The organism is Streptomyces sporangiiformans, assembly GCF_005768555.2.
GTDB lineage: Bacteria > Actinomycetota > Actinomycetes > Streptomycetales > Streptomycetaceae > Streptomyces > Streptomyces sporangiiformans.
This window is the reverse complement of record NZ_VCHX02000183.1, coordinates 1-26,360: the sequence shown is the minus strand read 5'-3', so window position 1 is coordinate 26,360 and position 26,360 is coordinate 1. Positions and strand designations below refer to the sequence as shown.

The 26,360-nt window shown below is 70.5% G+C and carries 22 protein-coding genes and 1 pseudogene; 14 read left to right on the top strand and 9 right to left on the bottom strand.

Annotated features, from left to right (window positions below):
- Nucleotides 1-59 precede the first annotated feature (59 nt).
- The gene (locus FGD71_RS34340) at nt 60-1,064 is read right to left on the bottom strand and encodes an Acg family FMN-binding oxidoreductase (RefSeq protein WP_119104491.1); all 1,005 of its coding nucleotides are present in this window, start codon (nt 1,062-1,064) and stop codon (nt 60-62) included.
- 747 nt (nt 1,065-1,811) lie between these two features.
- Here FGD71_RS34340 and FGD71_RS34335 point away from each other — a divergent pair.
- Nucleotides 1,812-3,173: a PP2C family protein-serine/threonine phosphatase gene (locus FGD71_RS34335; protein ID WP_420878374.1), complete on the top strand. Its 1,362-nt coding sequence runs from the start codon at nt 1,812-1,814 to the stop codon at nt 3,171-3,173.
- Nucleotides 3,174-3,416: 243 nt separating this feature from the next.
- Here FGD71_RS34335 and FGD71_RS34330 read toward each other — a convergent pair whose 3' ends face one another.
- Entirely contained in the window at nt 3,417-4,247 is an 831-nt protein-coding gene (locus tag FGD71_RS34330; protein ID WP_119104490.1) for a phosphotransferase enzyme family protein, read from the bottom strand.
- Nucleotides 4,248-4,498: 251 nt separating this feature from the next.
- Nucleotides 4,499-6,244 carry a GAF domain-containing sensor histidine kinase gene (locus FGD71_RS34325; RefSeq protein WP_119104489.1) on the bottom strand — a complete coding sequence of 582 codons (1,746 nt, stop codon included), beginning with the start codon at nt 6,242-6,244 and terminating at the stop codon, nt 4,499-4,501.
- 383 nt (nt 6,245-6,627) lie between these two features.
- Here FGD71_RS34325 and FGD71_RS34320 point away from each other — a divergent pair, with 383 nt between their 5' ends.
- A complete protein-coding gene (locus tag FGD71_RS34320; RefSeq protein WP_119104571.1) occupies nt 6,628-7,533 on the top strand; it encodes a universal stress protein in 906 nt (301 codons plus the stop codon).
- A 70-nt stretch (nt 7,534-7,603) separates the two neighbouring features.
- Here FGD71_RS34320 and FGD71_RS34315 read toward each other — a convergent pair whose 3' ends face one another.
- The 4 genes from FGD71_RS34315 to FGD71_RS34300 form a co-directional block, all read right to left on the bottom strand.
- On the bottom strand, nt 7,604-9,175 hold the full coding sequence (locus FGD71_RS34315) for an oleate hydratase (RefSeq protein ID WP_119104488.1): 1,572 nt from the start codon (nt 9,173-9,175) through the stop codon (nt 7,604-7,606).
- Nucleotides 9,176-9,246: 71 nt separating this feature from the next.
- The gene (locus FGD71_RS34310; RefSeq protein ID WP_119104487.1) at nt 9,247-9,531 is read right to left on the bottom strand and encodes a hypothetical protein; all 285 of its coding nucleotides are present in this window, start codon (nt 9,529-9,531) and stop codon (nt 9,247-9,249) included.
- Between the two features lie 39 nt (nt 9,532-9,570).
- Entirely contained in the window at nt 9,571-9,933 is a 363-nt protein-coding gene (locus FGD71_RS34305) for a ferredoxin reductase domain-containing protein (protein ID WP_338120098.1), read from the bottom strand.
- Between the two features lie 253 nt (nt 9,934-10,186).
- Complete coding sequence (locus FGD71_RS34300) at nt 10,187-11,935, bottom strand: SulP family inorganic anion transporter (protein ID WP_119104570.1); 1,749 nt, start codon at nt 11,933-11,935, stop codon at nt 10,187-10,189.
- A 191-nt stretch (nt 11,936-12,126) separates the two neighbouring features.
- Between FGD71_RS34300 and FGD71_RS34295 the strand changes: the two genes are divergently transcribed.
- From FGD71_RS34295 to FGD71_RS34270, 6 genes are all read left to right on the top strand, one after another.
- Complete coding sequence (locus FGD71_RS34295) at nt 12,127-13,032, top strand: universal stress protein (RefSeq protein ID WP_119104486.1); 906 nt, start codon at nt 12,127-12,129, stop codon at nt 13,030-13,032.
- A gap of 33 nt (nt 13,033-13,065) precedes the next feature.
- The gene (locus tag FGD71_RS34290) at nt 13,066-13,950 is read left to right on the top strand and encodes a universal stress protein (protein ID WP_119104485.1); all 885 of its coding nucleotides are present in this window, start codon (nt 13,066-13,068) and stop codon (nt 13,948-13,950) included.
- A gap of 270 nt (nt 13,951-14,220) precedes the next feature.
- Nucleotides 14,221-16,887 (top strand): bifunctional acetate--CoA ligase family protein/GNAT family N-acetyltransferase, encoded by a 2,667-nt coding sequence (locus tag FGD71_RS34285; protein ID WP_119104569.1) that lies wholly within the window; start codon nt 14,221-14,223, stop codon nt 16,885-16,887.
- A gap of 15 nt (nt 16,888-16,902) precedes the next feature.
- Nucleotides 16,903-17,634, top strand: coding sequence for a CBS domain-containing protein (locus tag FGD71_RS34280; RefSeq protein ID WP_119104484.1), 732 nt, complete (start codon nt 16,903-16,905; stop codon nt 17,632-17,634).
- Between the two features lie 29 nt (nt 17,635-17,663).
- Nucleotides 17,664-18,176, top strand: a complete 513-nt coding sequence (locus FGD71_RS34275; RefSeq protein ID WP_119104483.1) for a flavodoxin domain-containing protein — start codon at nt 17,664-17,666, stop codon at nt 18,174-18,176.
- Nucleotides 18,177-18,359: 183 nt separating this feature from the next.
- Entirely contained in the window at nt 18,360-19,373 is a 1,014-nt protein-coding gene (locus tag FGD71_RS34270) for a 2-hydroxyacid dehydrogenase (protein ID WP_119104568.1), read from the top strand.
- 177 nt (nt 19,374-19,550) lie between these two features.
- On the opposite strand, the gene FGD71_RS34265 is transcribed toward FGD71_RS34270, so the two are convergent.
- A complete protein-coding gene (locus FGD71_RS34265) occupies nt 19,551-20,255 on the bottom strand; it encodes a CBS domain-containing protein (RefSeq protein ID WP_119104482.1) in 705 nt (234 codons plus the stop codon).
- Nucleotides 20,256-20,296: 41 nt separating this feature from the next.
- Nucleotides 20,297-20,761: a Crp/Fnr family transcriptional regulator gene (locus FGD71_RS34260; RefSeq protein WP_119104481.1), complete on the bottom strand. Its 465-nt coding sequence runs from the start codon at nt 20,759-20,761 to the stop codon at nt 20,297-20,299.
- Nucleotides 20,762-20,954: 193 nt separating this feature from the next.
- Between FGD71_RS34260 and FGD71_RS34255 the strand changes: the two genes are divergently transcribed.
- From FGD71_RS34255 to FGD71_RS34230, 6 genes and pseudogenes are all read left to right on the top strand, one after another.
- Complete coding sequence (locus FGD71_RS34255) at nt 20,955-21,155, top strand: hypothetical protein (protein WP_119104567.1); 201 nt, start codon at nt 20,955-20,957, stop codon at nt 21,153-21,155.
- Between the two features lie 67 nt (nt 21,156-21,222).
- A pseudogene (locus FGD71_RS34250) lies at nt 21,223-21,357 on the top strand (carbamate kinase); the annotation flags it as partial.
- A 183-nt stretch (nt 21,358-21,540) separates the two neighbouring features.
- Nucleotides 21,541-23,799: a formate C-acetyltransferase gene (pflB, locus tag FGD71_RS34245; protein WP_119104480.1), complete on the top strand. Its 2,259-nt coding sequence runs from the start codon at nt 21,541-21,543 to the stop codon at nt 23,797-23,799.
- Nucleotides 23,800-23,810: 11 nt separating this feature from the next.
- A complete protein-coding gene (gene pflA / locus FGD71_RS34240) occupies nt 23,811-24,563 on the top strand; it encodes a pyruvate formate-lyase-activating protein (protein ID WP_119104479.1) in 753 nt (250 codons plus the stop codon).
- A gap of 45 nt (nt 24,564-24,608) precedes the next feature.
- Nucleotides 24,609-25,460 (top strand): universal stress protein, encoded by an 852-nt coding sequence (locus FGD71_RS34235; protein WP_181359326.1) that lies wholly within the window; start codon nt 24,609-24,611, stop codon nt 25,458-25,460.
- A gap of 235 nt (nt 25,461-25,695) precedes the next feature.
- Complete coding sequence (locus FGD71_RS34230) at nt 25,696-26,319, top strand: DoxX family membrane protein (RefSeq protein ID WP_119104477.1); 624 nt, start codon at nt 25,696-25,698, stop codon at nt 26,317-26,319.
- Nucleotides 26,320-26,360: the final 41 nt, after the last annotated feature.

Below are 26,360 nucleotides of genomic sequence, written 5' to 3'. Positions count from 1 at the left end.
CCACCGCACAATCCGGCCGGGGCCGTCTCCGTCCGACACGCGCCACCGCACACATCTGGTCACACGAATTCGAGCACGTCCCGTAGGGGGCGCCGGGGCGTGGCCGGGCCGCGCGGGCCGTAGCCCACGCGCAGCACCATCTGCACGTGCCCCTTGCCCGACACCGGGTCGCGGACCAGTGGCCGCAGGTCGGCGCTCTCCAGCGGGTGGGAGGTCAGGGAAGTGGCCAGATCGGCCAGCGTGGCTTCCAGCAGGACGCGTTCCAGCGCCTGTCCCGCGCACAGCCAGTCGGCGGGGCCGTCGCCGGAGGTGCTCAACAAGGCCAGATGCGGGGAGTGTTCGAAGGCGGTGGAGCCGCGGTCCGCGACCGGACGTCGGCCGGCGAAGTCCCGCTGGGGAGCCTTGCCGTCCCGCTTGCGCGGCCCGAACGCGTACTCGGGCACGCCGTCGACGGCGGTGTCCGCCTCCGGTCCGAGGCGGGTCCAGCGGTCCAGGTCCTCCCTCAATTCGGGTTCCAGGGAGTCCCGGCTCTCGGCGTCCCGCACCAGGTCGAGCATGGTCTCGACATGCCAGGGACCGGGGAACATCAGCACGGCCCCCTCCCGCGCCGCGGCCTCCCGCAAGGAGGTCCGCACCTCCTCGGGGATGTCCTTCTCGGCGAAGGGATGCCGGCTGGTGTGCCGCTGCCGGATGGCGGGGTGCAGGCGTACGAGATCGTCCTCGTCCCTGTCCCCGTCGGGCTGGGCTTCGGCGGAGTCGGCCAGATGGACGGCGGCGAGCAGCAGCGGCTCCGTTGGCTCGGGCAACAGCCGGGCCTTGGGGCTCAGGCCCGCGTGGGCGGCGCCGACCCGCAGATTGAACAAGGCGGCCCCGCAGCCGATGTGCAGGGCCCGGTTGCCCGGGTCGGAACGCGGCATGGCCCGTTCCGGGTCGGCATGCAGCATGAGGAGGTGGTCGGCGGCGACGTAGCGGAATCGCCACGGCTGCGCGTTGTGCATGGACGGGGCCGCCGTAGCCTCGGCCACCAGCGCGGTCAGTGTCTTCTCGTTGAGTTGCGGAGCCATGCCACCCTCCTCAGGAACCCTGCACCCCGCCGGAATGCCGGCTGCCGAGTACCCAGCCGTGCGGCCAGGTGCACGTGCCGTCGCGGCCGCGGTGTCGGTCGCTGCGGGCCGGGTTCCAGCCAGTGTTGCGTCCGGGACCCGGTTTCCGGCCTCCCACACCGACGGCATTGGGAAGGCTCGCGGGGCCCTGGGCGTCGATGTGTGCCGTCACAGCATGTGCCATCACACCAGCCCCTGCGCAAGGGCCACACCAGCCCTCAGAAGAGTCCGATCGGCCCTCTCCCGTCCGCGTTGCCGTCGTGATCATTGAGTCAGGCGTGGACGCCGGGATCGGCATCCGTGAGGGGTTCCCCCGGCCCCACCGGAAACGGCGTCCGCGCCAGGGCTGTGACGCAGGCAGTACAGCCTGTTGTCGGCGGGGCCGTGGAAGATCAGCGCCAGCACGACCTGCTCTTCGCCCTGCGACGGGGCGCCGGCGCCCGGAGGCCGGGCATGGGCTCCGACGCGGGGTAGGACCATGCGCTTGCGCCTCCACCCGGACGTCGAGGGCGTCCCTGGCCACACGAGCGCCCGGTGCGGCACGGATGTCGCCGCACCACAACCGTTCGCAGGCCGCGCCGCGGGACGACAGGCTGACGTTCCTGGTCGCCGGTTCGCTCGGCGCGTGGGCGGGCGACGCCTGTTCTAGGGTGTGCGGTGTGGCCGCTTCCGGCCGCGGTACCTGATGTGTGTCCCGGAAGGGGTGAGGTGCCGGTGGACGGCGACGAGGGGATCGAGCGTCGGCGCCCGATCAAGGCGCCGGGGCCGGTCTGGGATGCGGACCTGCGCAGCATCGCTGAGCAGTTCAGACAACTCACCCGAGCTCAAGGGCGAATGCAGGCGCTACTGGATGCGGTGCTCGCGGTCAGCCGGGAGCTGGAGTTGCCAGTGGTGCTGCGGCAGATTGTGAGCGCCGCGATGCACCTGGTGAACGCCCGCTACGGCGCCCTGACAGTGCTGAAGGAGAACCGGGCCGGCCTTGAGGAGTTCATCCCGCTCGGCCTGAGCGACACCGAGCGCCAGGACCTGGCCGGAGTCGACCCCCCGCACGGCCGCGGCCTGCTCGGGCGCATGATCGAGCAGCACGAACCGCTGCGTGTGGACGATGTGCCGCACCACGCGGACGCGGCCGGCTTCCCTGCGGGGCATCCGCCGATGCGCACCCTGCTCGGGGTGGCGATCGGCGTGCACGGGCGCATTTACGGAAACCTGTACCTCGCCGACCGGCGCGACGGCGAACCGTTCGACGAACAGGACGCGGCCGTAGTGCTCGCGCTGGCCGGAGCCGCCGGCATCGCCATCGAGAACGCCCGCCTCTACCAGCAGGTACGCACCTCCGCCGAGCAGTTCCAGCGCCTGCTGCTGCCCACCCTGCCCGACCTGACGCCGTTCACCGGGGCCGCGGTGTATCGGGCGGCCACCGCCCCCGGCCACCATCTGGGCGGCGACTGGTACGACGCCCTGCTGCTCCCGGACGGCGCGTGCGCCGCGATCATCGGGGACGTGGTGGGCCACGACCTGACCGCGGCCGCCGCCATGGCTCAGACCCGCAACATGCTGCGCGCCCTGCTCTACGACCGGCGCACCCCGCCGAGCCTGGTCCTGGACCGGCTCGACGACACTCTGAACGCCATCACGGACGCCCCCGTCACCACCGCCTGCCTGGCCCGCATCGAACCCGACGGCGATGGCTGGCGCCTGCACTGGTCGACGGCCGGCCACCTACCGCCCCTGGTCGTCGGCTCCGACGGCGGCACCCGCTACCTGCAGGCCGAGCCCGGCGTGCCGCTGGGCGTCGACGCCCGCCTGCCGCGCCCCGACCACATGCATGCGCTCGCGCCCGGAGACACGGTGCTGCTGTACACCGACGGCCTCGTCGAACACCCCGGGCACCCACTGGACGCCGGCCTGGGCGCGCTCGCCGCCACCGCCGCCGGCCACGCCCGGCTGCCCCTCGACGCGCTGTGCCGCACTCTGGCGGACCAGCACCCCAGCGACGGCCACGACGACATCGCGCTTCTCGCCGTACGCACCCCGCCCCCCGGCCCCGGGACCCACCAGGACCGATAGCAGCGGCCACGCCTCCAGTACCGCCTTCCCGGCGGCGGCGCGTCGCGGACTGCAGCGGCACGTGCCGCGACCGGCAACGTTCGCCTTGTCTCGACGGAGTCCGAATCGGTAATCGAGCCGTCGCCATGTGCGACTGGATCTCGCCCACGACCGGCCAAGGCCAGGATCACGGTAGATCCCGACATCAACAGCCGACCGGCTACGACCTCGAAGGTCCGCGATCAGCCATGGCTATCCAGGCCGTTAATGATCGAGTGCTGCTCGGATCTGGCTGAGCCACTCTTTGCCGAGCCGGCGCCCGTTCGGGAGCTGGTCGCCTCGCTCCCAGCGCCACGTTGTGATCATCGCCAGCACGAGGATCCGGCACTCGCGCAGCAAGTCTTGATCGACACCCGGGTAGTGCTCGCTGACTTCTTCGGGCGCATGGGCGAGGTCGAATTCGACGGGCCCACGGCAACACGTCTCAAGGTCTATGAACAGCAGCCCGTTCTTCGTGGTGAGCACGTTGCCCGGGTGCGGCTCGCCGTGCAGCAGCTGCTCGGCGCCGCCGCGCTCGCCGATCACTCGTCTCAGGCTTCGTAACGTGTCACTGAGCAGCTCCCGGTCCGCTTCGGCGAGCGCCGGAGTGTGGTCGCGGTTCGCCACGAGTTGTTGAGCCTGCTCGACTCGATCCGTGAAGTGCGGCGTCGGGACATCGAGCTTGCGCATGCCGGAATGCAGCCGCTCGAGCGCGTTGGCGTAGTCGGCTGGTGAGACCTCTCGAGGTGTCACGGGTTCGTAGTAGGTCCATAGCGTGACCACGAATCCATCACGCTCATGGACGCGTGGCTCCACCCGAGGCTCGAGAGCAGCCACAGGGCACCCGGATTCGGCGAGCCGCTGAGCAAGCTCGACTTCGAACTGTGCGACCTGATGCGCTACAGGTGCCACCCGGGCCAGGACGTCACAAGGCAGCAGACGCAGAGTGAGCTTGTTCGAGTCATGAAGAATGATCACGTCATCGACGGTCAGGTCAAGTGATGAGGCGGTCGACATGGCCGCGGCCACCGCACGCTTGACCTCTGATGCCTGCATCGTCGCCTGGCCCCTCTCCCTTGAGCGCTGCCATAGCGGGGCAGCCGGCCGGCTGCCCCCTGCAACGAAGCGGCCACCGGACCCCACGGGACCTACGCCACACCGGTCCACCATGAACCTTCAAAGTACCGCTCAGCGTTGTCAGTTCTCGGACATTTTCCGGGTCTGTGTGCGGCGGACGGGACGCCATCGTGCCAGGTGATCGTCCTGCTGCTGCAAAAGGTGCACCGGCAGGACACCCTGCCCGGCACTCAGACTGCGTCGCTGTGCAGCGGCACTGTCCATTCCAGGGTGGTGCCGGCTGGCTGATTGGGCGTCAAGGTGAAGGTGCCGCCGAGGTTTTCGGCGCGGGTGCGGATGTTGGCCAGACCGCTGCGGCGGGTGGTGGCGGGGTCGACACCGCGGCCGTTGTCCGCCACGCGTAGCCGCAGAGCCGCGTCGGTGGCTTCGGCGGTGACCTCCACGGCGGTGGCGTGGGCGTGCCGGGCGGCATTGGACAGCGCCTCACGCAGCACCGCGAGCAACTGCTCGCGGTGGTCCTCTGGGACATCGGTGTCCAGCAGACCACTCATGCGCAGGGCGGGAGTGAAACCGAGCGTCTCCGCCGCCTGGCCCACCTCGGCCACGAGCCGGGCGCGCAGGCCGACGGCGTCGGAGCGGTCACTCTCCCGCAGGGCGTAGATGGTGGACCGCACCACCTTGATCGTGTCGTCGAGGTCGTTCACCACCCGCTGGACGCGCTCGGCGACCTCGGGCCGGTCCCCGACACGGTTGAGGACCGACTGCAGGCTGAGCCCGCTGGCGAACAGGCGCTGGATGGCCAGGTCGTGCAGATCGCGGGCGATGCGGTCACGGTCGTTGAGGACGAGCAACTGCTCGGAGTCGCGGCGGTGTTCGGCGATCTCCAGGGCGAGTGCGGCATGGTCGGCGAACCCTGTGATCATCTTGACGGTGGCATCGGTGAGGGCGGGGCCGCCTTGCCGGTTCGCGACCTGCAGGACGCCGCGGACCCGCTCGCGCGTGCCCAGCGGGATCAGGAACGCAGGACCCAGGTCCAGCACGGCGGCGCTCCCGGACTCGGCGCGCGGGTCCTGGCTGAGGGACTCGCTGACGATCGTCTCGCCGGAGCTGAACACCTTTGCGGCCAGGCTGGTGCTGTCGGGCAGGGCCAGTCCCCGTACCTGGCCGGCGTCGGTTCCGTCGGCGGCCTCGATGACCAGGTTGCCGGTGTCGCCCACGGGCACCGCCAGCGTCACCAGGTCCGCGTCGGACAGGTCACGGACGGTGGTGGTGAAGGAGTGCAGGGCTTCGGTGGGGTCGGCGCCCGACAACAGAGTGCGGGTCAGCTCGCTGCTCGCGGTCAGCCAGCGCTCCCGGCGGCGGGCGTCGTCGTAGAGCCGGGCGTTGTCGATCGCCACGCCGGCGGCCGCGCCGAGGGTGCGCAGCACCGCTTCGTCCTCGGCGTCGAACTGTTCTCCGCCGTTCTTCTCCGTCAGGTACAGATTGCCGAAGGTACGGTCGCGGACCTGGACCGGAGTTCCGAGGAACGTGGTCATCGGGGGATGTCCGGGCGGGAAGCCTACGGAGTCGGGGTGCTCGTTCAGCGCTGTCAGCCGCAGCGGGCGGGGCTCACGGATGAGCAGGCCGAGGATGCCCTCGCCCCGCGGATAGTGGCCGATACGAGCGATGGTCTCCTCGTCCACACCCACGGTGATGAACTGCTTGATGCCGCCCTCGTCGTTGAGGATCCCGAGCGCGCCGTAGCGACAGTCGACCAGCTGGACCGCGGACTCGACGATCCGGTGCAGCACCACGTCCAGGTCCAGGTTGCTTCCGATGGACAGGACCGCGTCCAGGAGGGTGTGCACGCGGTTCTGGGTGTCGCGCACCCTCTGCACCTGTTCCTGCAGGTCCTCCAACAGCGCATCCAGGCGCAGCTGCGGCGTCGCCGGAGCGAAGGCCGACTGATCCCGCGTCTCGCGTGCGCCCTGGTCCATCCCTGTTCCCCTCACTGCACTTGGCGTGCGTCCCATCATGCCCGAATGGTCCTGTGCTCAGTCGAGCACCTGAACCAATCACGCAGCGGGTCGGAGTCCGGGAGTCCGAGCCGGTGGGCCAGAGACAGCGCGTGCGTCCACGCCTCGCGGGCTGCGTCGCCGTGTGCGGCCGCCTCGTGGACGTCGCCGACACGGCAATCGCTGGCCTCACTGTGACGGTCGCCGCCGCACACCGCCGACCTCGACGTCGGACGGACTCGGTCACGGCCCGCATGAGCATGGGCCGAACGGTCCTCGGTGAGGACCTGGCAGCCCCTCCCCACCGGCTCACAACGGCGCAACGCTGGTAGTGGGGAGTCAATCGAAGGTTGGAGGTACGTGTCATGCTGCCGTCCGTTGTTGCCGGAGTCGATGGATCCGCCGAGAGCCTGGCCGCCGCCGAGTGGGCGGCGCGTGAGGCGGCGCGCCGGGAGCGGCCCCTCAGGCTGGTGCACGCGTGGAACTGGCATCCCCGCCAGGGCGAGGGGGAGCCCGGAAAGGCCGCTCAGCGGTCTTTGGGACGGCGTGCCCTGCGCCAGGCGGAGGACCGTGTCCGCGGCGGCGCCGCCCAGGGCGTACGGCTGCGTGACGAGCAGGTCGAGGGACCGGCAACCGAGGCTCTGCTCAGGGCGGCCGAGCGGGCCGAGTTGCTGGTGCTGGGCTCGCGCGGGCTGAGCGGGTTCACCGGCTTCCTGGTGGGCTCGGTCGCCCTGGGGGTGGTCGCGAAGGCCACCCGGCCCGTCGTCCTCGTACGGGCGGGGGAGCAGGCCGAGGACGAGCACGTCCCGGCGGCCGACGGCAGCGCCTCCACCCGTACCGGGTATCGGGATGTGGTGCTGGGCCTCGACGTCGGTGATCCGTGCGACGAGGTGATCGAGTTCGCCTTCGAGGCCGCCAGGCTGAGGGGAGCGCGGCTGCGGGTCGTGCACGCCTGGCAGGCGCCCTCCGCGATCAGCCTCGGGCCCGGCGACATCGCTCTCGTGAACGATCCGCAGCGGGCGGAGGAGTGGCAGGGGTTCCTGTCCGCGGTCCTGCAGGTGTGGCGGGAGAAGTACCCCGATGTCGAGGTCCTGGAGACCGTGACGGAAGGAAGGGCCCAGACCGCGCTGGTGCGGGCGGCCTCGTCGGCGAGCCTGCTGGTCGTCGGCCACCGGCTGGCCGAGCGTCCGGTGGTCCCGCGCACTGGCCCGGTCACCCACGCGGTCATCCATCACGTGGGCTGCCCCGTGGCGGTCGTGCCCCACGAATGAGAGGTCGGGGGTTTCACCGGAGGTGGCCCTGGACCACGTCGCTCGCCGTTGTCGGCAACGTGCCACCCGGCTACCGGCGGTGCATGATCTCCAGGGCAGCGGCCAGTACGTGGGGGTCGTGGTGGCCCTTGTAGACCGCGGGCGGCCGCTTGTCGAGCTTCAGGAGTTCGGTCACCGCCGTCCATGCAGTTCGCACCGAGTACTCGACAGTGAAGGCGACATCGTCGGGCACCTCGGCGAACTGCCCGATGAAGGCGAGGTTGGCTGATCCCTTGGGTACGACGTGGGGGCGGTCGTCGCGGCGGCGGGCCAGGAACGGGCTGGTGATGTACGGCATCAGGCAGGGCACGACGGTGGAGGTCTCCAGGACACGAGCCGCCTGCGTTTCGTCGAACGGCAGGTGGTGCAGGACCTCTTCGAGTATCTCCCGGCCGGTGCACATCGTCATCGGCTTGGGCGTGTGGTTGCCCGCGCGGCCGGGGAACAGGCCGTAGCCCCACCAGACCGAGACTTCCTCGGGCTGGTCGCGGAAAACGGGCTGGCGGCCCGCGACGATGGTGAGCAGCCAGTTGGAGTCGGTGAAGGTCATCAGGCCGCCCTTTCCTGTCTTGCGGCCGCTGAACTCCGCCAGCGTGTCGAGGAACGCCGGGTCCTTGGTGGTGACGGTGAACGACTCCCAGCGAGACTGTTTGACGTGCTTGTCGAAGACTGCCGGGTCGCCGAAGTCGTCGCGTCCCCTGGACAGCCGGTGCCAGAGCAGCCAGGCATCCGAGCGGTGGGGATGCGGGCGTGGTGCGGAGGTGTGCGAGCCGAGGCTGGAGGCGTCGGTCATTGAGCCGTTGGTGACCAGGACCAGGTCCTCGGGGGCCACGTCGATCTGCTCGTTGCGGCCGCCGCGGGACAGGTGGATGCGGTCGACCCTGGTGCTTCGGTGTCCCGGAGCGAACCCGAGGTCGGTGACGTGGCATCGGGTGTGGACGGTGACCCCGCGTTCACGGAGCCAGGCGGTCAGGGGCCGCACGATGGAGTCGTACTGGTTGTAGCGGGTCCCGTAGGTGCCCGACAGGGAGGAGAACTCGGGGAGGAGATGGATGAAGCGCCTGAGGTAGCGGCGGAACTCGATCGCGCTGTGCCAGGGTTGGAAGGCGAACGTCGTGCACCACAGGAACCAGAAGGTCGTGGTGAAGAAGTGCTCGCCGAAACAGTCGCTGATTCGCCTGCCATCCAGGTGTCCCTCGGGGGTCGCGACGCACCGGACCAGCTCCAGCCGATCGAGCTCCGAGAACCCCATCGAGCGCGTGTCGACGATCTGTCCCTCTCCGTCGACGAGACGTGCGATGTCGTCCCAGGCGAAGTCCTCGTGTCCGGCGAGGATTTCCTCGGTCACCGATACCGAAGGGTCGTCGAGGGTCGGGATGCCGGAGAGCAGGTTGTACGTGCAGCGGTACTCGGCCTCGAAAATCCTCCCGCCGCGCATGGTGTAACCGGCGTCCGCCGTGCCGTCCGCGTCCAGACTTCCGCCGATCCGCCGCTGCTCCTCGAAGAGGTGGATGTCCGCTCCGTCGAAGCCGCCGTCACGGATCAGGAACGTGGCCGCGGCGAGCGCCGCGATGCCGCTGCCCACCAGGTACGCCTTCGCCATCAGACAACTCCTCGTTCTCGCCCACCTGTTGGGAACCACGCATCCACCCTTTCCCGCGCTGGTGGAAACCGTCAGGGGGCCATTGGTCGCCTGCGTGGGCCGGATGGCCCACGCAATGGCCTGCCACGCCGTCCGCGTGCCCGCGGGCAGGACCCCGCTGCCCGGCGACCCTTGCCCTTGTGCCCGGTGTGGGCGGCCGCCCTGGTGATCCGGACCTCTCCGGTGAGGGAGGGCATCCCCGGCCGGCTCACGACGACGTCGATCTTCGTGCGGGCGTACGTCATGGTGTTCTCATCCACGGCGCCGTTGGAGCGCAGCCGCACGGTGGACACGGCTTGGGTGTTGTCGCTGGTCACAGGGGCCCCTTCGGGTGTCGTCAGAATGGTCGGTGTGGTTCAGACCGTGGAGTCGGGCAGCCACAGGTCGGGGCCGAAGACCTCGTACCGGATGCGTCGTGCCGGAACGCCGGCGCGCAGGAGCTGTCCGCGCACATCCCGCATGAACGGCAGTGGGCCACAGAGGAACACCGTGGCGTCGTAGGGCAATTCGATCCCGGTGAGGTTCATCCGGCCGGCGCGCGCGTCGGGTTCCTCCGGGCCGGGGTTCTCGTACCAGAAGACGGCTCGCGCGCTCAGCAGTTGCTCGACGCGCTCGTGGGTCTCGGTGCGCAGGGCGTGTTCGGCGGGGGAGTGGTCGGCGTGCAGGACCAGCACCGGGCGGGTCGAACCGAGCGCGGCGGTCTTCTGTGTGCCAGGCACCGGCCCCGCGTTTCGCCGTCGTTTCGGAGCACCGGGCGAAGAAGGGACCAACGGCCCCATCGAATGGGGCGCATCGGCCCTCACGGGCCTACTCGAACCGGGCCGGACGGACGCGGTAACGATCTCCCCCCTGGCCCTGTTCTCCCAGGCTCGGCGCCGCGAGGGACGAAGCCCTCAGCACGCCTCCTTTGCGTGTGACGGTCCGACCCGGACTGACGTTCTTGCGAGGAGCTCATGACGTACGGACGGGCGTCTATTGATCGAGGTACCACTCCCGGTACGCGGCCACGGCCGTCGGCAGGGTGGGAAAGATCCGCTCGGTGCCGACGGCTGCCGCGAGGCCGTAGGCCTCCAGGTCGTCCAGCAGGTCCTGCTTGACTCGGGCGAGGGCGAAGACGACGCCGCGGTCGGTGAGTTCGCGGCGGAGAGCGTCGACGGCGTCGAGGGCGGTGAGTTCGCGGCGGAGAGCGTCGACGGCGTCGAGGGCGGTGATGTCGACCTCCACGTTGGCCTCGGTGTTGAGGACGAACCAACGTACGGGGCCCTCCTGTTCGTCCACCGCGGTCAGCGCCCGGTTCCGGAAGTCCTCCGCGTTGGCGAAGAACAGCGGGGAGTCGTAGCGGTAGACCAGCAGGCCGGGGATCGTACGGGCCTCGGGGTAGTCGTCGATGTCGTGCATGCCGGCCACACCGGGCACCAGCCCCTCGACGGCGTCGTGCGGGCGGGCCACCCGGGTCAGCAACTCCGCGATGGACAGGCCGACGGCGACCAGCACCCCGTACAGGATGTCCAGGACGAGTACCCCGGTGAGGCAGCCGAGCGCCAGCAGCAGCTCCCTGCGGCGGAACGACGCCAGGCGCCGGAAGCCCGCCAGGTCGATCATGCGGGTGGCCGCGTAGACGACGAGCGCGCCCAGCACGGCCGAGGGGGTGCGGGACAGCAGCGGGCTGAGGAAGAGCAGCACGGCCAGGACGGCCGCGCCGGCGATGAGCGAGTACGCCTGGCTGCGGGCGCCCGCCGAGGAGGCCAGCGCGGTGCGGCTGGCGCTGCTGCTCACCGGGAAGCCGTGGACCGCGCCCGCCCCGAGGTTTGCGGCGCCCAGCGCGAGGAACTCCTGATTGGCGTCCAGCGCGCTCGTGCCTGTGTCACGGTCGGCGAAGGCGCGAGCGGTGAGGATGAAGTCGGTGTAGCCGACGAGGACGACGCCCAGCGCGGGCAGCAGCAGGTGCGGCAGCTCGGTCAGGTCCGGCAGCGCGAGCCCCGGCAGACCGGCCGGGACGTCGCCGATCACCTCGATGCCGTGCCGGTCGTCGAGTCCGAAGGCCGCTACAACCGTCGTCGCGAGCACCACGGCCAGTAGCGGGCCGGGGACGGCGCGGACGTACCGGGCGGCGAAGAGGAAGGCCAGCGCTACGGCGGAGAAGACGACGGTGGCCGGATGGGCACCCGGCAGGTTCCGGACGAAGGACCACAGCTGCGGGAAGAACGCCGATCCCGTGGCGTCGACGCCGGTGAGCTTGGGCAACTGGTCCACCGTCATGATCAGCGCCACGCCCGCCAGATAGCCGATCAGCACCGGCCGGGACAGCAGATCCGCGATGAATCCGAGCCGTGCCGCCCAGGCCGCCACGCACAGCAGGCCGACCGCGATCGCGAGTGTGGCCGCCAGCGTCGCGTACCGGTCCGGGTCTCCGGCGGCGAGGGGACCGACCACCGTCGCCGTCATCAGCGCGGTCGTCGACTCCGGACCTACCGAGAGCAGCCGGGATGAACCGAGCAGGGCGTACAGGACGAGCGCGGGCAGGATCGCCCACAGCCCGGCGACCGGGGGCAGACCGGCCACCCCCGCGTACGCCATCACCTGGGGCACGAGGTACGCGGCGACCGTCATCCCCGCCAGAACGTCGCCCCTCAGCCACGAGCGCCGATAGCCGAGGAGCGTGCCGAGCCCGGGGACCAGTTGGCGCCACCCCGGAAAGTGCCCGCCCGAGCTCTGGACCATGAGCCCCCCCTTCACCGAGTGGAGCTCAGGATCCACCGAAGGGAAGAACACGCGCGAGATGCCGAGCACAACCCATGCCGCGCCTGCAGGCCCCCAGGGCCGTTCGGCCCCAGACGGGGACTTGCGGCCCCTGCACCACGAACTCCCCTACCACGACGCTGGAATCACATCCCCATTCAGGAGGCGGAACCATGGTCCACACCGTTGTCGCAGGCTTCGACGGCTCGGCCGAGAGCCGGGCCGCCGCTGAGTGGGCGGCCCGCGAGGCGAAGCTGCGCGGCCTGCCCCTGAAGCTCGTCCACGTCTGGGAGCCCGTGCCCGAGCCCATCGCCCAGGCGCCGCTCCTCGGCGCCGAGACGCAGCAGCACTGGAGCGAGCGCATCCCCCGGGAGGCGGCCGAAGGACTCAGGCTGCGTCACCCCGGCGTGGACGTGACCGTGGAACAGATCAGCGGACGGCCCGGTGAGGTGCTGCCGCGCGTGGCGAAGGACGCCGAACTGCTGGTCCTCGGCTCCCGCGGTCTGAGCGGAATCGGCGGCTTCCTGGTGGGCTCCGTCGGCCAGATGGTCGTCGCCCACGCCGGACAGCCGGTGGTCCTGGTCCGTGCCGGGGAGCAGGCCACGGACGAGCACGCGATGGACCCGGCCGGAATCCCCTCCGCCGCGGCCCCGTTCCGGCCCGTCGTCCTCGGACTCGACACCGACAATCCGCACGACGCGGTGATCGAGTTCGCCTTCGACGCCGCGCTGCGGCGGGAGACGGCCCTGCTGGTCGTGCACGGCTGGAACCCGCCGCCGTACTTCCCCTACGGCCTGCCGGCCGACTCCGAGTTCGAGGCCGAGCTGGGCAGGCAGGACACCGCCGCGTTGGCCGAGGTACTGCGTCCCTGGCGGCAGAAGTTCCCGGCGGTCGAGGTCGTCGAGCAGTCGCGCTCCGGCAGCCCGGCCAACCACCTGGTCGACGCCTCCCGCGAGGCCTCCCTGGTCGTCGTGGGCCGTCGTATCCGCCGCTCGCCCCTGGGCGCGCACATCGGGCCCGTCACACACGCCGTGCTGCACCACTCCACCGCCCCCGTCGCCGTCGTCGCGCACGGCTGACTCGACGAGCGCATCTCGAGGAGGGAACGAATCATGGAGCTTCCCCTGGTCGTGGGTGCCGACGGCTCGGAGCCGAGCCTGCGGGCCGTCGACTGGGCGGCGGAAGAGGCCGCCCTGCGCGGGGTGCCGCTGCGGCTGGTGCATGCCTCGCTGTGGGAGCGGTACGAAGGCGCCGCGTCGGCCGAGGACCTCGGCAAACCATCCGAGGAGGCGCCGGCCTACGGCATCGTCGACAGCGCCGCCCGGCGGGCGCGCGGCCGCCAACCGGACCTGAAGGTGTCCACCGAGGTGGTACCTGACGAGCCGGAGTACGCCCTGGTGCGGGAGGGACGACACGCCTCCGCACTGGTCCTGGGCACACGGGGGCGCGGCGGCATCGCCGAGTTGCTGCTCGGTTCCGTGAGCCTGACCGTGGCCGCCCATGCCACCTGCCCGGTGATCGTGCTGCGGGGCCGCCAGGACGAGCGCGCGCAGTCCGTGACGCACCACGGGCGCATCGTGCTCGGCGTCGGCGACGTTGCGCGCAGCTCGGCGGCCGTGAGCTTCGCCTTCCAGGAGGCGGAGCGACGGGGAGCCGTCCTCGAAGCCGTACGGGCCTGGCAGTGCCCCGCGCACGAGACCACGGACCACCCCCTGCTGGTGGGAGAACCCGCCCACCTCCACGAGCGGCGGGCCGCCGAGGCGCTGGAGGCCGCGCTGAACGAGGTTGCCGCGGAGCACCCGTCCGTGAAGGTGCACCGGCGCACCGCCGAGGGGCCCGCACGCAAGGTGCTGCTCGATGCGTCGGCCACCGCCGATCTCCTCGTCGTCGGGTCCCGGCGCCAGGAGGGGCACTTCGGACTCCAGCTCGGCCGCGTCGCCCACACGGTGCTGCACCACTCCGCCTGCCCCATCGCCGTCGTGCCGCAGCGGAGTTGATACGACGACCGGCCCAGTGGCCCGCCGCGTGATCGGGGACGTATGTCCGCAGATCGCGCGGCGGTCGCGCGTAGCCGGTGGCTTGCCACCGCGCTCACAGGGGGAGCCCTGCGTGTTCAGGACAAGCACCAGGACACAGGACATAGGGCCGACCGGCCCTGTGCTCGCACCCGGTCAGCCCATGGGACCGCTCTTCCATCCGCTGGATGCTCGAAGCATCACAAGGCTTGGAGGAGACCCGTGACGACGGACGACACACTCAGCCGACCCATGGTCCACGCCCTGCTCACGGACGGCAGCACTGTGTGCGTCCGTCCCGTGGCACCGGGTGACCACGACCAGGTGCAGGGGCTGTACGAGGAGATGTCCCCGGAGAACCTGCGGCTGCGGTTCTTCGCGGCGAGCCGGCGCTCCGCCGCACTGGCCGCCGAGCGGGCCTGTGCACCACCGCGCCCGGGCTATCGGGCCCTGCTGGCCGAGATGAAGGGCCAGGTGATCGGACTGGCCGAGTACAACACCGGCGGTGAGGGTGAGGCTGCCGATATCTCCATCGCCGTCGCCGACGGACTGCACCACCGAGGCGTCGGCACGCTCCTCGTGGAGCACCTGGTCTCGGCGGCGCGCGCGGAGGGCATCACCACGTTCACCGCGGACGCGCTCAGCGAGAACCACGAGATCCTCCAGCTCTTCGCCGACCTGGGCCTGCGGACGACCCGCCACTTCGAGGGTCCCGAGGTGCGATGCGCCGTCGATCTCGGGGAGGACGACACCTACCTGACGGCCGTGGAGGCCCGTGGCCGGGCCGCCAATGTCGCCAGCCTGGAACCGCTGCTGCTGCCGGAGGCTGTCGCTGTCGTGGGTGCGGGGCGCAAGCCCGGATCCGTGGGGCGGGCTGTGTTGCACCATCTGCGCACAGGGGGTTTCACCGGGCGGCTGTTCGCGGTGAACGGCGGCGCCTCCTCGATCCTGGGCGTGCCCTCCTACCCGTCGGTCAGCGCGCTGCCGAGAACACCCGACCTCGTGGTCGTCGCGGTTCCCGCCGCCGCGGTCGCGGAGACCGCGGTGGAGTGCGGCAAGGCCGGCGTACGGGCCCTCCTCGTCCTCTCCGCGGGCCTCGACAGCAGCGAGGCGGAGGCATTGATGGCGGCCTGCCGCACGCACGGTATGCGCCTCGTCGGACCCAACTGCCTCGGTATCACCAACACCGACTCCGAACTCCGCCTCGACGCCACCTTCGCCGCCGAACACCCCCGCCCCGGCACGGCAGGTGTCGCGGTGCAGTCCGGCGGCGTCGGCATCGCCCTGCTTGACGGGCTGTCCCGGCTCGGCATCGGCGTGTCGTCCTTTGCCTCCCTGGGCGACAAGTACGACGTCAGCGGTAACGACATGCTCCAGTGGTGGGAGAGCGATGGCCGCACCGGCCTCGCTCTGCTGCACCTGGAGTCCTTCGGGAACCCGCGCGCCTTCTCCCGCACCGCCCGGCGGGTGACCCGCCGCATGCCGGTGCTCACCGTGGACGCGGGCCGCACCGACGTGGGCCGCCGCGCCGCCGCCTCGCACACCGCGGCCTCCGCCACACCCACGATGACCCGCCAGGCCCTGTTCACCCAGGCCGGCATAACCGCCACCCGCTCGGTCGGCGAACTCCTCGAAACCGCCGCCCTGATGCACTCCCAGCCGCTCCCGACCGGATCCCGCGTCGCGATCGTCACCAACGCGGGCGGCGCGGGCGTCCTGGCCGCCGATGCCTGCGCGGAGGCCGGGCTCGCCCTCCCGCCGTTCACGCCGGAGATGATCGACGACCTGCTCGCCGTACTCCCCGACGGTGCGGCGGTCGGCAACCCGGTGGACGCCACCGCCGCTGTCGCTGAGGATCAGCTCAGGGACTGCGTGGACGTCCTCATGCGGCACCCGGGCGTCGACGCCGTACTGCTGGCCCTGGTCCCCACCGCGGTGGCCCGGGCGACCGGCGACGACCTCGTCCGGGCCCTCACCGATGCCCCCGCGCATCGGGCGAAGCCGGTCCTCGCGGTGCGGCTGGAACAGGACCTGCCGGTCAGGCTGCTGCCCGTCACCGACGGTGGCACCATCCCCTCGTACGCCGAACCCCAGGCGGCGGCACAGGCGCTGGCCCACGCCGCCCACCGTGCCGCCTGGCTCGCCCGGCCGGCTGGGACGATGCCGGACCTCGACGGGGCCGACACGGTACGCGCCCAGGAGGTCGCCGAGACGTTCCTGACCGCGCACCCGGACGGCGGCTGGCTCGACCCGCGCACCTGCGCCGACCTCCTCGCCTGCTACGGCATCCCACAGCTCCCGTGGGCCTGGGCAGAGAACGAGGACGAGGCCGTCATCGCCGCCGAACGGCTGCGCGGCCCCGATGGCCGGGTCGTGATGAAGGCGCATTGGCCGGGGCTGCTGCACAAGAGCGAGCAGCACGCCGTCCATCTCGACCTCCAGGGCGACGCCCAAGTACGGGAAGCCTTCCGGGACTTCGAGACCCGCTTCGACGGACTGCTGACCGGAGTGGTTGTCCAGCCGCTCGCACCCCGCGGCACAGAGCTGCTCGCCGGTGTGGTCCAGGACGAGGTCTTCGGCCCGCTCGTCCTGTTCGGGCTCGGCGGCACCGCGACCGAGGTTCTGCGCGACCACGCCGCCCGGCTCGCCCCACTCACCGACCACGACGTGCACGACCTGATCACCGCCCCGCGCTGCGCTCCGCTGCTGTTCGGGGCGCGCGGCGGCGGGCCGGTCGATCTGGAAGGCCTGGAGCAGCTGCTGCTGCGGCTGTCCCGGATGGCGGCCGACCTGCCGCAGCTCGCCGAGGCCGACTTCAACCCCGTACTCGCGACACCGGGCGGAATCAGCGTGCTCGACGCACGCGTGCGCCTGCTGCCGCGCAGGTCCCAGGACCCGTATCTGCGTCGACTCCGCTGAGAAGGGAAAACAGCCATGAAGCACAACAACGTGGGCTCCGTGATGACAGTGGATGTCGTCCGCGCCGAGTACGGCACCCCGTTCAAGGAGGTGGTCCGGCTGCTGGCCGACCACCGGATCAGCGGACTGCCGGTGGTCGACGATGACGGGAAGGTCATCGGCGTCATCTCCGAAACGGACCTGATGCTGCGGCAGGCGGACACCCCCGACCCGTTCGAACCGAAGCGTCGCTTCCGGTTCGTCGGGCTGACGCGGAGCGGCAGACGGCGGGCCGCGAAGGCGCACGCCCGCACCGCCGGCCGGCTGATGACGCAGCCGCCCGTCACCGCGCACGCCGACGACATCATCGTCGAGGCCGCCCGCACGATGGCCCAGCGGTGCGTGGAGCGACTGCCTGTGGTGGACGAGGAGGACCGGCTGGTCGGCATCGTCACCCGGCGGGACCTGCTTCAGGTCTTCCTGCGTCCGGACAAGGAGATCCGTCAGGAGGTGATCGAGGAGGTGCTGGTGGGCTCGTTGTGGCTGGCACCGCGGACCGTCGACGTCTCCGTGGTGGAGGGCGTGGTCACGCTTGCCGGCCACATGGAGCGCAAGAGCGAGACGGAGATCGCCGTCTCCATGACCCGCCAGATCGATGGCGTCGTCGCGGTGGTCGACCGGCTCACCTACCGGCTGGACGACTCACGTCTCCCGGCTGACGAACCGGCGCTGCACGGCGTTGCCGGTGACTGGCTGCGAAGGATCTGACAACGGCTTCTGAGAGGAGGTGGACCACCATGCCCGACAGCGTGCTGGTCGCCTACGGAACGACGAACGGATCGACCGCGCAGATAGCGGAAGCGATTGCGGAGGTCCTGAGCAAGGAGGGACTCACGGCCGAGGCACTCCCGGCGCAGGCCGTGGAGAGCGTGGCGTCGTACGACGCAGTGGTGGTCGGAGGCGGACTGTACGCCGGGCGCTGGCACAAGGACGCCCGCCGCTTCGTCCGCCGCCACCGCCACGAACTCGCCGAACGCCCGCTGTGGCTGTTCAGCAGCGGCCCGCTCGACCCGTCGGCCTCTGAGCGGGACATCCCGCCCGTACCCGGCGTGAAGAAGGCCATGGACAGGCTCGACGCCAAGGAGCACGTCACCTTCGGAGGCTGCCTGGAGGAGGGCGCGAAGGGATGGGTCGCGCGGATGATCCTCCGCAACGGAAAGGGCGGGGACTTCCGCGACTTCACCGCCATCGAGGAATGGGCCGCCCGCATCTCGGCAGAGCTCGGGGCCGCGGCCCCAGGAAGGAGCTGATCCACCCGCAGGGGCACTTCTCACGATCGAAGCAAGCTTGCACTGCCTTGGGCGAGCGCTCCCTTCGAGGCCTGGTGTGCTCCAGAGGGGCTAGCGGCCGGACCCGTCTCGTCGTGCCTGTCGCTTCATCGGCGTGGTCCTACGGTGGAGAGATGAGCACCCGTCCCCATGGGAGGAAAGCACGTGGAGATCGTCGCGTACGGCGTCCAGGCGGACGAGGAACCGCTGCTGCGAGAGGCGTTCGATCGGGCGTTCGGAAGCGGTCATGAGCTGCGCTGCTTGGGGCTGTTCCTGAACCGGGACACCGCACCGACCGCCGACAGCCACGAGGTCGTGCTCTGCAGTGTCAACGACACGCTGGACGCCGAGGTGCTGCGCTCGCTGGCCCAGGGTGGCACGCGGATGATCGCCCAACGGGCCACCGGCTTCAACAACATCGACCTCACGGTGGCCCAGGAGCTGGGGCTGACGGTGGCCCGGGTGTCGTACTACTCCCCGTATTCGGTCGCCGAGTTCGCCTGGGCGCTCGCGCTCGCCGTCGACCGCCGGATCGTCCGGGCCGCGCACCGCACGCGGGAGTTCGACTTCCGGCTCGACGGGTTGATGGGCCGCGACCTGCACGGCCGGACGGCTGGGGTGGTGGGCACCGGCAAGATCGGGACCGCGTTCGCCCGGATCGCCCACGGCTTCGGCATGCGACTGCTGGGCTGGGACATCACCGAGAACCCCGACTGCCTGGCCCTCGGCATGGAGTACGTCGCACCCGAGCGGCTGTTCGGCGAGGCGGACCTTGTGAGTCTGCATGTGCCGCTGCTGCCGAACACCCACCACCTGGTTGACGCCGAAGCGCTGGCACTGATGAAGGACGACGCGATCCTGGTCAACTCCAGCCGCGGCGGTCTGGTCGACACCGACGCTTTGCTGGAAACCCTGCGCGCGGGGCGGCTGAGCGGTGTCGGTCTGGATGTGTACGAGGAGGAGGCCGGGCTGTTCTTCCTTGACAAGTCGCTGGAGGTGATGACCGACGAACGGCTTGCCCGGCTGATGACGTTCAACAACGTGCTGGTCACCTCGCACCAGGCGTACTTCACCCGGGACGCCGTGGAGCAGATCGCCGAGACCACCGTCCGCAATGTCGAGGACTACTTCGCCGGCCGCACCGGCGACAACACCCTGGTCCGACCCGAGCCGGCCTGAGGTGCGAGCGTTGGGGGGGCGTGGCGACAGGTCAGGTGCATCCGGCAGTCCGGTGTGCCGGGCCGTTGGGAACGCGATCCGTCCGCGGAATGAGAGGCGAGCCGCCGAGCTTGGGCCACGAGTGGGGCCTAGTCGGTCCGCGACGCGATCTGCTGACGCTCGTTCATCCGTGGTGGGTCATGACGACGCGGCGTTCTCGTTGTGACCCGTTGGGGCACTGGTCGACTCGGGGGAGCGGCCGTTTCCGGAGAGGTCGAACTCGACGTCCACGACGCCCTCGACGGCTCGTACCAGACGTGCGGCCACAGGGACCAGGGATGTGTCCCGGACGCGGCCGCCGAGCTTCACGACTCCGTCTCGCACCGCCACGCGTACGGCCGACGTCGGCGCGGGGAAGAGATACGACACCACTTCCCGGCGAACCTCCTCGGCGATCTCCTCGTCGTCACGCAGGAATACCTTGAGCAGGTCGGCACGGCTGACGATCCCCTGCAGCATGCCCAGTTCGTCGACTACCGGAAGCCGTTTGACCTTGGCGTGAGCCAGCGTCCGCGCGGCATGGGAGAGCGTCGCGTCCGCGCGGACGGTGAGGGCCGGAGAGGTCATCAGCTCCCCGGCGGTCACCGCGCCGGCCTTCGCGAGGTCGGCCAGGCGCCGCAGCTGAGTGTGCCGGTCGGGGTCGCTGTCGCGGAACTCCTCCTTGGGCAGCAGGTCGGCCTCGGAGACGACCCCGACGACGCGGCCCTCGCCCTCCAGGACGGGCAGGGCGCTGACCTTCCAGTCGTGCATCATCCGCACGATCTCCTTGAAGGTGGCGCCGCGCCCGATGGCGGCGACGGTGTGGGTCATCACGTCGCTGACGATGTGCGGGGTGCCGTGCATCGGTGCCTCCCAGGTTGTTGTCGTTTCAGTCCGTGGGGTGGTCACAGGAGGCTGCCGCTGCCGTAAGGGGCGTACAGGTCCAGGAGCCGTGTGCGGGCCGAGCGCAGGCGGTGGGCGAGGATGTCGCCGACCCACTGGGCGACGGCCATGCCGAGCGCGGGGTCGTCCTGGCACATCGAGCGGACGGCGGTGGCGTCGAACTCGTAGGCGCGCACCGGGCTGGTTGCCTCCGCGCCCAGGTGCCAGCTGTGCGGGGCGAACAGCCAGGACCAGCCGATGAGTTCGTTGTGTCCGAGGGTCTCGATGACGGCTGCGCGTTGACCGGGCACACGCATGTCGAGGGCGACGGTGCCGGTACGGATGATCCAGAACCGGTCGGCGCGGCACCCTTCCTCGAAGAGGCGGGTGCCCTGGGGGAACGACACCTCTCGGGCGGTGCGCATCAGCCGCTGCCGGTGCTGGGCGGGCAGCGCCCGGAGCATGCTGGGCGTGGAGGGAGCGTTCATGACATGCCTCCGGTATGGGCGTACGAATCTGTCACGTTCAGCGTCGCCCTGTGCCCTGGCGCGGACCATGGGCCACCCGGCCCGAAGACCGGGCCTCCCGGTACCACGTAAGAGCCGTTCGGCACCCTGCGCCGGAACGGGCCCCGGAGATTTGATGAGGACGGGAAACAACCCGACGGAAGGGGTGTCGATCGTGGGTACGTCACTGACCCCGGAGTTCTGGAGGCTGTTCGCCGTCCTCCTGGGGATATCCACCGCGGTCACCTTCGTGCTCAGCGCCGCGCTCGACGCGCTGGTGCTGCGGGCGCGACGGCGCGGCATGCGTCATCGGTCGGCGGGCCCGCGGACCGTCGAGGTGTCCCACCGACCCGACCGGACTCTGGTCCGTCACTGAGCCGACGACGAGATCGTCGGGACTGTGCGCAGCGCGCTGCCCGGCCACTGGCGCGGCTGGACGCCACCCCGCCGACCTGCGCCACGGAGGCTTCCCGGACGGCTCTATGGGGCCCAAGGCCGAGGCCGCCGCCCGGTTCGTGGAACGCACGGGCGGCCTGGCCGCGATCGGCGCCCTCGACGGGGCGTACGAGATCGTCCACCACGACGTTCCCCAAGTCCCGCCGGAGGTAGGCACGACCCGGCCCGACGGGACCGAACGGCCCGGAGCGGGAGGGACGGGTGGCGGCCTCCGGGTGCTCCGACAGGCCCTCCTCGTGGGCCATGGCAGACGACGAGCATCAAGAACGCAGATGTTCATGCGCTGAGAGAGGGAGAGACCGGCGATGACCGCAACGGTGACAGCTGGCAACCGAAGGGCCGAGGCATGGAGCGGCTTCGCCGGGACACTCTGGCGCGACCGCATCGACGTACGCGACTTCATCCAGGCCAACTACACGCCGTACGAAGGCGACGCGACATTCCTGACCGGTCCCACGGACCGCACCCTCGCCGTGTGGGAGAAGGTCAGCGCGCTGTTCCCGGAGGAGCGAGCGAAGGGCGTCCTCGACGTCGACACCGCGATCCCATCGACGATCACCTCGCACGCGCCCGGCTACATCGACCCCGAACGGGAACTGATCGTCGGCCTGCAGACCGACGCCCCGCTCAAGCGCGCCATCATGCCCAACGGCGGCCTGCGGATGGTGGAGAACGGACTCAGGGCGTACGGCTACGAGCCCGACCCGTTCGTGACGAAGGTCTTCGGCACCTACCGCAAGACCCACAACGACGGCGTCTTCGACGCCTACACCGCCGAGATGCGCGCCGCCCGCAAGGCAGGCATCATCACCGGGCTGCCCGACGCGTACGGCCGCGGCCGGATCATCGGCGACTACCGTCGGGTGGCGCTGTACGGCACGGACCGGCTCATCGCGGCCAAGCGCGCCGAACGCGCCCTCCTGGACGCGCGGCCCTCCACCCCCGATGCCATCCGCGAGCGTGAGGAACTCGCCGAGCAGGTACGGGCGTTGGGCGAGCTGACGCGGATGGCGGCGAGCTACGGCCGCGACGTCTCCCGGCCCGCCGCCACCGCGCACGAGGCCGTGCAGTGGCTGTACCTCGGCTACCTCGCCGCCGTGAAGGAACAGAACGGCGCCGCGATGTCGCTGGGCCGCACCTCCACCTTCCTCGACGTCTACCTGCAGCGCGATCTGGCCGAGGGCATCATCGACGAGACCCGCGCCCAGGAGCTCGTCGACGATTTCGTGATCAAGCTGCGGATCGTACGGTTCCTGCGCACCCCCGAGTACGACGCCCTCTTCTCCGGCGACCCGACCTGGGTGACCGAGTCCATCGGTGGTATCGGCACCGACGGCCGACCGCTGGTCACCCGCACGTCCTTCCGCTTCCTGCAGACCCTGTACAACCTGGGGCCGGCGCCCGAGCCGAACCTGACCGTCCTGTGGTCGCCCCGACTGCCGGCAGGTTTCAAGGAGTTCTGCGCGCAGGTCTCCATCGACACGAGCGCCGTGCAGTACGAGTCCGACGACCTGATGCGGCCGCGCACCGGCGACGACACCGCGATCGCCTGCTGCGTCTCCGCGATGGCGGTGGGGAAGCAGATGCAGTTCTTCGGCGCCCGGGTCAACCTCGCCAAGGCGCTGCTGTACGCGGTCAACGGCGGCCGCGACGAGATGACCGGCGACCAGATCACCCCGCAGACGGCCCCTCTGGTGGGCGAGTACCTGGACTACGAGGAGCTTCTCGCGGCGTACGACCGCACGCTGGACTGGCTGGCCGAGACGTACGTCAACACGCTCAACGTCATCCACTACATGCACGACAAGTACGCCTACGAGCGCATCGAGATGGCCCTGCACGATCACCCCGTGCACCGCTTCATGGCGTGCGGCATCGCGGGGCTGTCGGTCGCCGCGGACAGTCTGTCAGCCGTGAAGTACGCGCGGGTGAAGGTCATCCGGGACGCGACCGGACTGGCCGTCGACTTCAAGACGGAGGGCGAGTTCCCGGCGTACGGGAACAACGACGATCGAGCCGACATGCTCGCCGTCGACCTGGTGGAATCGTTCATGGCGAAGGTACGCAAGCACCCCACCTACCGGGACGCCGAGCACACTCAGTCGGTGCTGACCATCACCTCGAACGTGGTCTACGGCAAGCACACCGGCAACACCCCCGACGGCCGCCGAGCCGGCCAGCCCTTCGCGCCCGGTGCCAACCCGATGAACGGCCGCGACCGGCACGGAGTGGCCGCCTCAGCGCTGTCGGTCGCCAAGCTGCCGTACGAGCAGGCCCGCGACGGCATCTCGCTGACGACCACGATCACACCGGAGGGTCTGGGGCACTTCCCCGAGGAGCGTGCGGGTCACTTGGTGGGCATCGTCGACGCGTACATGGCCTCCGGTGGCTTCCACATGAACGTCAACGTGCTGAACCGGGCCGTGCTGGAGGACGCGATGGAACACCCGGAGAAGTACCCGGAGTTGACGATCCGGGTCTCCGGGTACGCCGTCAACTTCGTCCGCCTGACCCGTGAGCAGCAGCTCGACGTGATCAGCCGCACCTTCCATGGATCGCTGTGACGGAGGCTGTCATGACGGAGGCCGTGCTGAAGGCCCTGACGGCCGGCCGGATCCACTCCTGGGACCTGTCCACCGGTGTGGACGGTCCCGGGACCCGGTTCGTGCTTTTCGTCAGCGGTTGCCCGCTGCGCTGCCTGTACTGCGCCAACCCGGACACCTGGCACATGCGCGACGGGCGGGAAGTCACCGTCGATGAGGTGATGGCGGAGATCGAGAAGTATCGGGGCTTCGTCACCGTGGCCGGGGGAGGGGTGACCCTCACAGGCGGCGAGGCGCTGCTCCAGCCCACTTTCACGGCCGCGGTCCTGCGCCGCTGCAAGGAGGCCGGACTGCACACGGCGCTCGACACCTCCGGCTTCCTGGGCATCCGCGCCACCGACGAACTCCTCGCCGACACAGACCTGGTGCTCCTGGACATCAAGTCCTTCGAGGTCAACACGTACCGGAAGCTGACTGGCGGTGAACTCACGCCGACGCTGAACTTCGCCACGCGCCTGGATCGGCTCGGCATCCCGATGTGGATCCGCTATGTCCTGGTTCCGGGCTGGACCGACGACCCGGAGGCCGTCGACGGCCTCGCCCGCTTCGCCGCCGGCCTCGGCAGCGTCGACCGCGTGGACGTCCTGCCGTTCCACAAGCTCGGCGCCCACAAGTACGACGCCCTCGGGATTCCCTTCCCGCTGCGCGACACCCCCGCCCCGGACCCGGAGCTCACCGAGCGGGTGCGCGAGCAGTTCCGGGAGCAGGGCCTGCGGGCGCTTTGACATCGGGTCGGCCAAGGAACAACAGAGCAGAGGAGCGAAGAAGAGATGACTACTCGTCATGTGACCGTCGGAGTCGACGGATCCCTTGCCGCCACCTGGGCGCTGGACCGAGCCGCAGAAGAGGCGGAGCGCCGCGGCGCCGCGCTGCGGATCGTGTACGCCGTGCCCGACCGGGACGAGGCCGGGCCCGTCCTGGCCTCGGCCGCCTCGCGGGTGCGCGCTCGGCGTCCCGGTGTGCCGGTCGTGGCTGCGGCCGTCGAGGGAGGCGCAGCGCACGCGCTGCTGCGCGAAGGGCAGGACGCCGATCTCACCGTGGTCGGAACCCGCGGGTTCGGAGGCCTGACCGGCAGGCTTTTCGGTTCGGTGAGTCTGCGCCTTTGCGCCCGAACCCGCAGTCCTTTGCTCGTCGTACGGGGCGACCAGCCGTCCCGGGGGTTCGGCACGGTGCTGCTCGGCATCGCGAGCGACGCCGATGCCGACGCGGCGGCGTTCGCCTTCGCGGATGCGGAGCGTCGTGGTGCGCGGCTGAACGTCCTGCACGCTTGGGCACAGAGGCATGTCACCCCCGAACTGCCGTCCCTGGTGCCCGCGACGAGCCCGGGCCGGCAGGAGGACGCCCGACGCACCCTGAGCGAGGAGGCGGTGCCCCGCTTCACCCTGGCCGAGCTGGAGGAGCGGTATCCGCAGGTCGGCGTTGCGACCCGCACGGTTCGTACCGGGCCGGCGCAGGCACTGCTGGAAGCCACCCGCGAGGCCGACGTCGTCGTCATCGCCGCACACCGCAACCCTGATCGGCACGGGGTGCACCTGGGGCTGGTCACCCACACCCTGCTGCATCACTCCCACTGCCCTGTCCTCATCGTCCCGGCCGGACAGGCCAACGGTTCGCGTGTCTGAGGAGAACAGGGACCGGATCGCGGCCGGCGGAGCACTCCTCTGGGGGAGGCCGCCGAGGGCTTCTCGTACGAGGCTGGTGTGGGTCTGGCCCGACGGGACCTGTCGGTAACCAGGGACGTTCGGCCCCAGGTCCGGGTCCTGGGGCCCATCGGAGCTCCCCTGGAAGAGCGGGACAGTGAAGGCGTGACGGAGCCACCGAGGTTCCGTACAGAGCCCTCTGGAAGGGATGAGTGAGATGGCGGTTCACGAGCACCCCCACCGGCACGCAGGGTTCCACTTCCGGTCGCTGCGCGGGGCCCGTGCCGCTCAGGCACCCGGCGACGCCGTGACCGCCTCGACTACGGCGGCCACCGCGTATGTCTTCGCCGGCCTGCGTCTGCTGACCGGATTCGTCTTCCTGTGGGCGTTCCTGGACAAGACCTTCGGCTTCGGCTACGCCACCCCGTCCGGCAGGGGCTGGATCGACGGCGGCTCGCCGACCAAGGGCTTCCTCAGCGGTGTCGCCGTCGGACCGATGGAGTCGACCTTCCACGGCTGGGCCGGGGAGGCCTGGGCCGACTGGCTGTTCATGCTCGGCCTGCTCGGTATCGGCCTCGCTCTGGTCGCGGGCATCGGGTTGCGGCTCGCCGCCGTCGCCGGCACCGCGATGATGGCGCTGATGTGGATCGCGGAGTGGCCTCCGGCCAAGCACCTTTCCGACGGCTCGGCGAGCATGTCCACCAATCCGTTCGCCGACTACCACCTCATCTACGCCGTCGTCCTCATCGCGCTGGCGGCCGCGGGCGCCGGCGCCACCTGGGGGCTGGGCAAGGCGTGGGCGCGACTGCCGTTCGTCAGCCGCCACCGCTGGCTACTCTGACCGCCGGTCCCGACCGGGGCGCCACCGCGACGGACGCGGTG

What these genes read in the sequence shown, in the direction of transcription:
- FGD71_RS34325 (WP_119104489.1), bottom strand. Translation starts at nt 6,244, where the DNA reads ATGGACCAGGGCGCACGCGAGACGCGGGATCAGTCGGCCTTCGCTCCG.
- FGD71_RS34275 (WP_119104483.1), top strand. Translation starts at nt 17,664, where the DNA reads ATGCCCGACAGCGTGCTGGTCGCCTACGGAACGACGAACGGATCGACC.
- FGD71_RS34265 (WP_119104482.1), bottom strand. Translation starts at nt 20,255, where the DNA reads ATGCACGGCACCCCGCACATCGTCAGCGACGTGATGACCCACACCGTC.
- FGD71_RS34295 (WP_119104486.1), top strand. Translation starts at nt 12,127, where the DNA reads ATGGTCCACACCGTTGTCGCAGGCTTCGACGGCTCGGCCGAGAGCCGG.
- FGD71_RS34235 (WP_181359326.1), top strand. Translation starts at nt 24,609, where the DNA reads ATGACTACTCGTCATGTGACCGTCGGAGTCGACGGATCCCTTGCCGCC.
- FGD71_RS34300 (WP_119104570.1), bottom strand. Translation starts at nt 11,935, where the DNA reads ATGGTCCAGAGCTCGGGCGGGCACTTTCCGGGGTGGCGCCAACTGGTC.
- FGD71_RS34260 (WP_119104481.1), bottom strand. Translation starts at nt 20,761, where the DNA reads ATGAACGCTCCCTCCACGCCCAGCATGCTCCGGGCGCTGCCCGCCCAG.
- FGD71_RS34330 (WP_119104490.1), bottom strand. Translation starts at nt 4,247, where the DNA reads ATGCAGGCATCAGAGGTCAAGCGTGCGGTGGCCGCGGCCATGTCGACC.
- pflB (WP_119104480.1), top strand. Translation starts at nt 21,541, where the DNA reads ATGACCGCAACGGTGACAGCTGGCAACCGAAGGGCCGAGGCATGGAGC.
- FGD71_RS34320 (WP_119104571.1), top strand. Translation starts at nt 6,628, where the DNA reads ATGCTGCCGTCCGTTGTTGCCGGAGTCGATGGATCCGCCGAGAGCCTG.
- FGD71_RS34230 (WP_119104477.1), top strand. Translation starts at nt 25,696, where the DNA reads ATGGCGGTTCACGAGCACCCCCACCGGCACGCAGGGTTCCACTTCCGG.
- pflA (WP_119104479.1), top strand. Translation starts at nt 23,811, where the DNA reads ATGACGGAGGCCGTGCTGAAGGCCCTGACGGCCGGCCGGATCCACTCC.
- FGD71_RS34340 (WP_119104491.1), bottom strand. Translation starts at nt 1,064, where the DNA reads ATGGCTCCGCAACTCAACGAGAAGACACTGACCGCGCTGGTGGCCGAG.
- FGD71_RS34315 (WP_119104488.1), bottom strand. Translation starts at nt 9,175, where the DNA reads ATGGCGAAGGCGTACCTGGTGGGCAGCGGCATCGCGGCGCTCGCCGCG.
- FGD71_RS34280 (WP_119104484.1), top strand. Translation starts at nt 16,903, where the DNA reads ATGAAGCACAACAACGTGGGCTCCGTGATGACAGTGGATGTCGTCCGC.
- FGD71_RS34285 (WP_119104569.1), top strand. Translation starts at nt 14,221, where the DNA reads ATGGTCCACGCCCTGCTCACGGACGGCAGCACTGTGTGCGTCCGTCCC.
- FGD71_RS34290 (WP_119104485.1), top strand. Translation starts at nt 13,066, where the DNA reads ATGGAGCTTCCCCTGGTCGTGGGTGCCGACGGCTCGGAGCCGAGCCTG.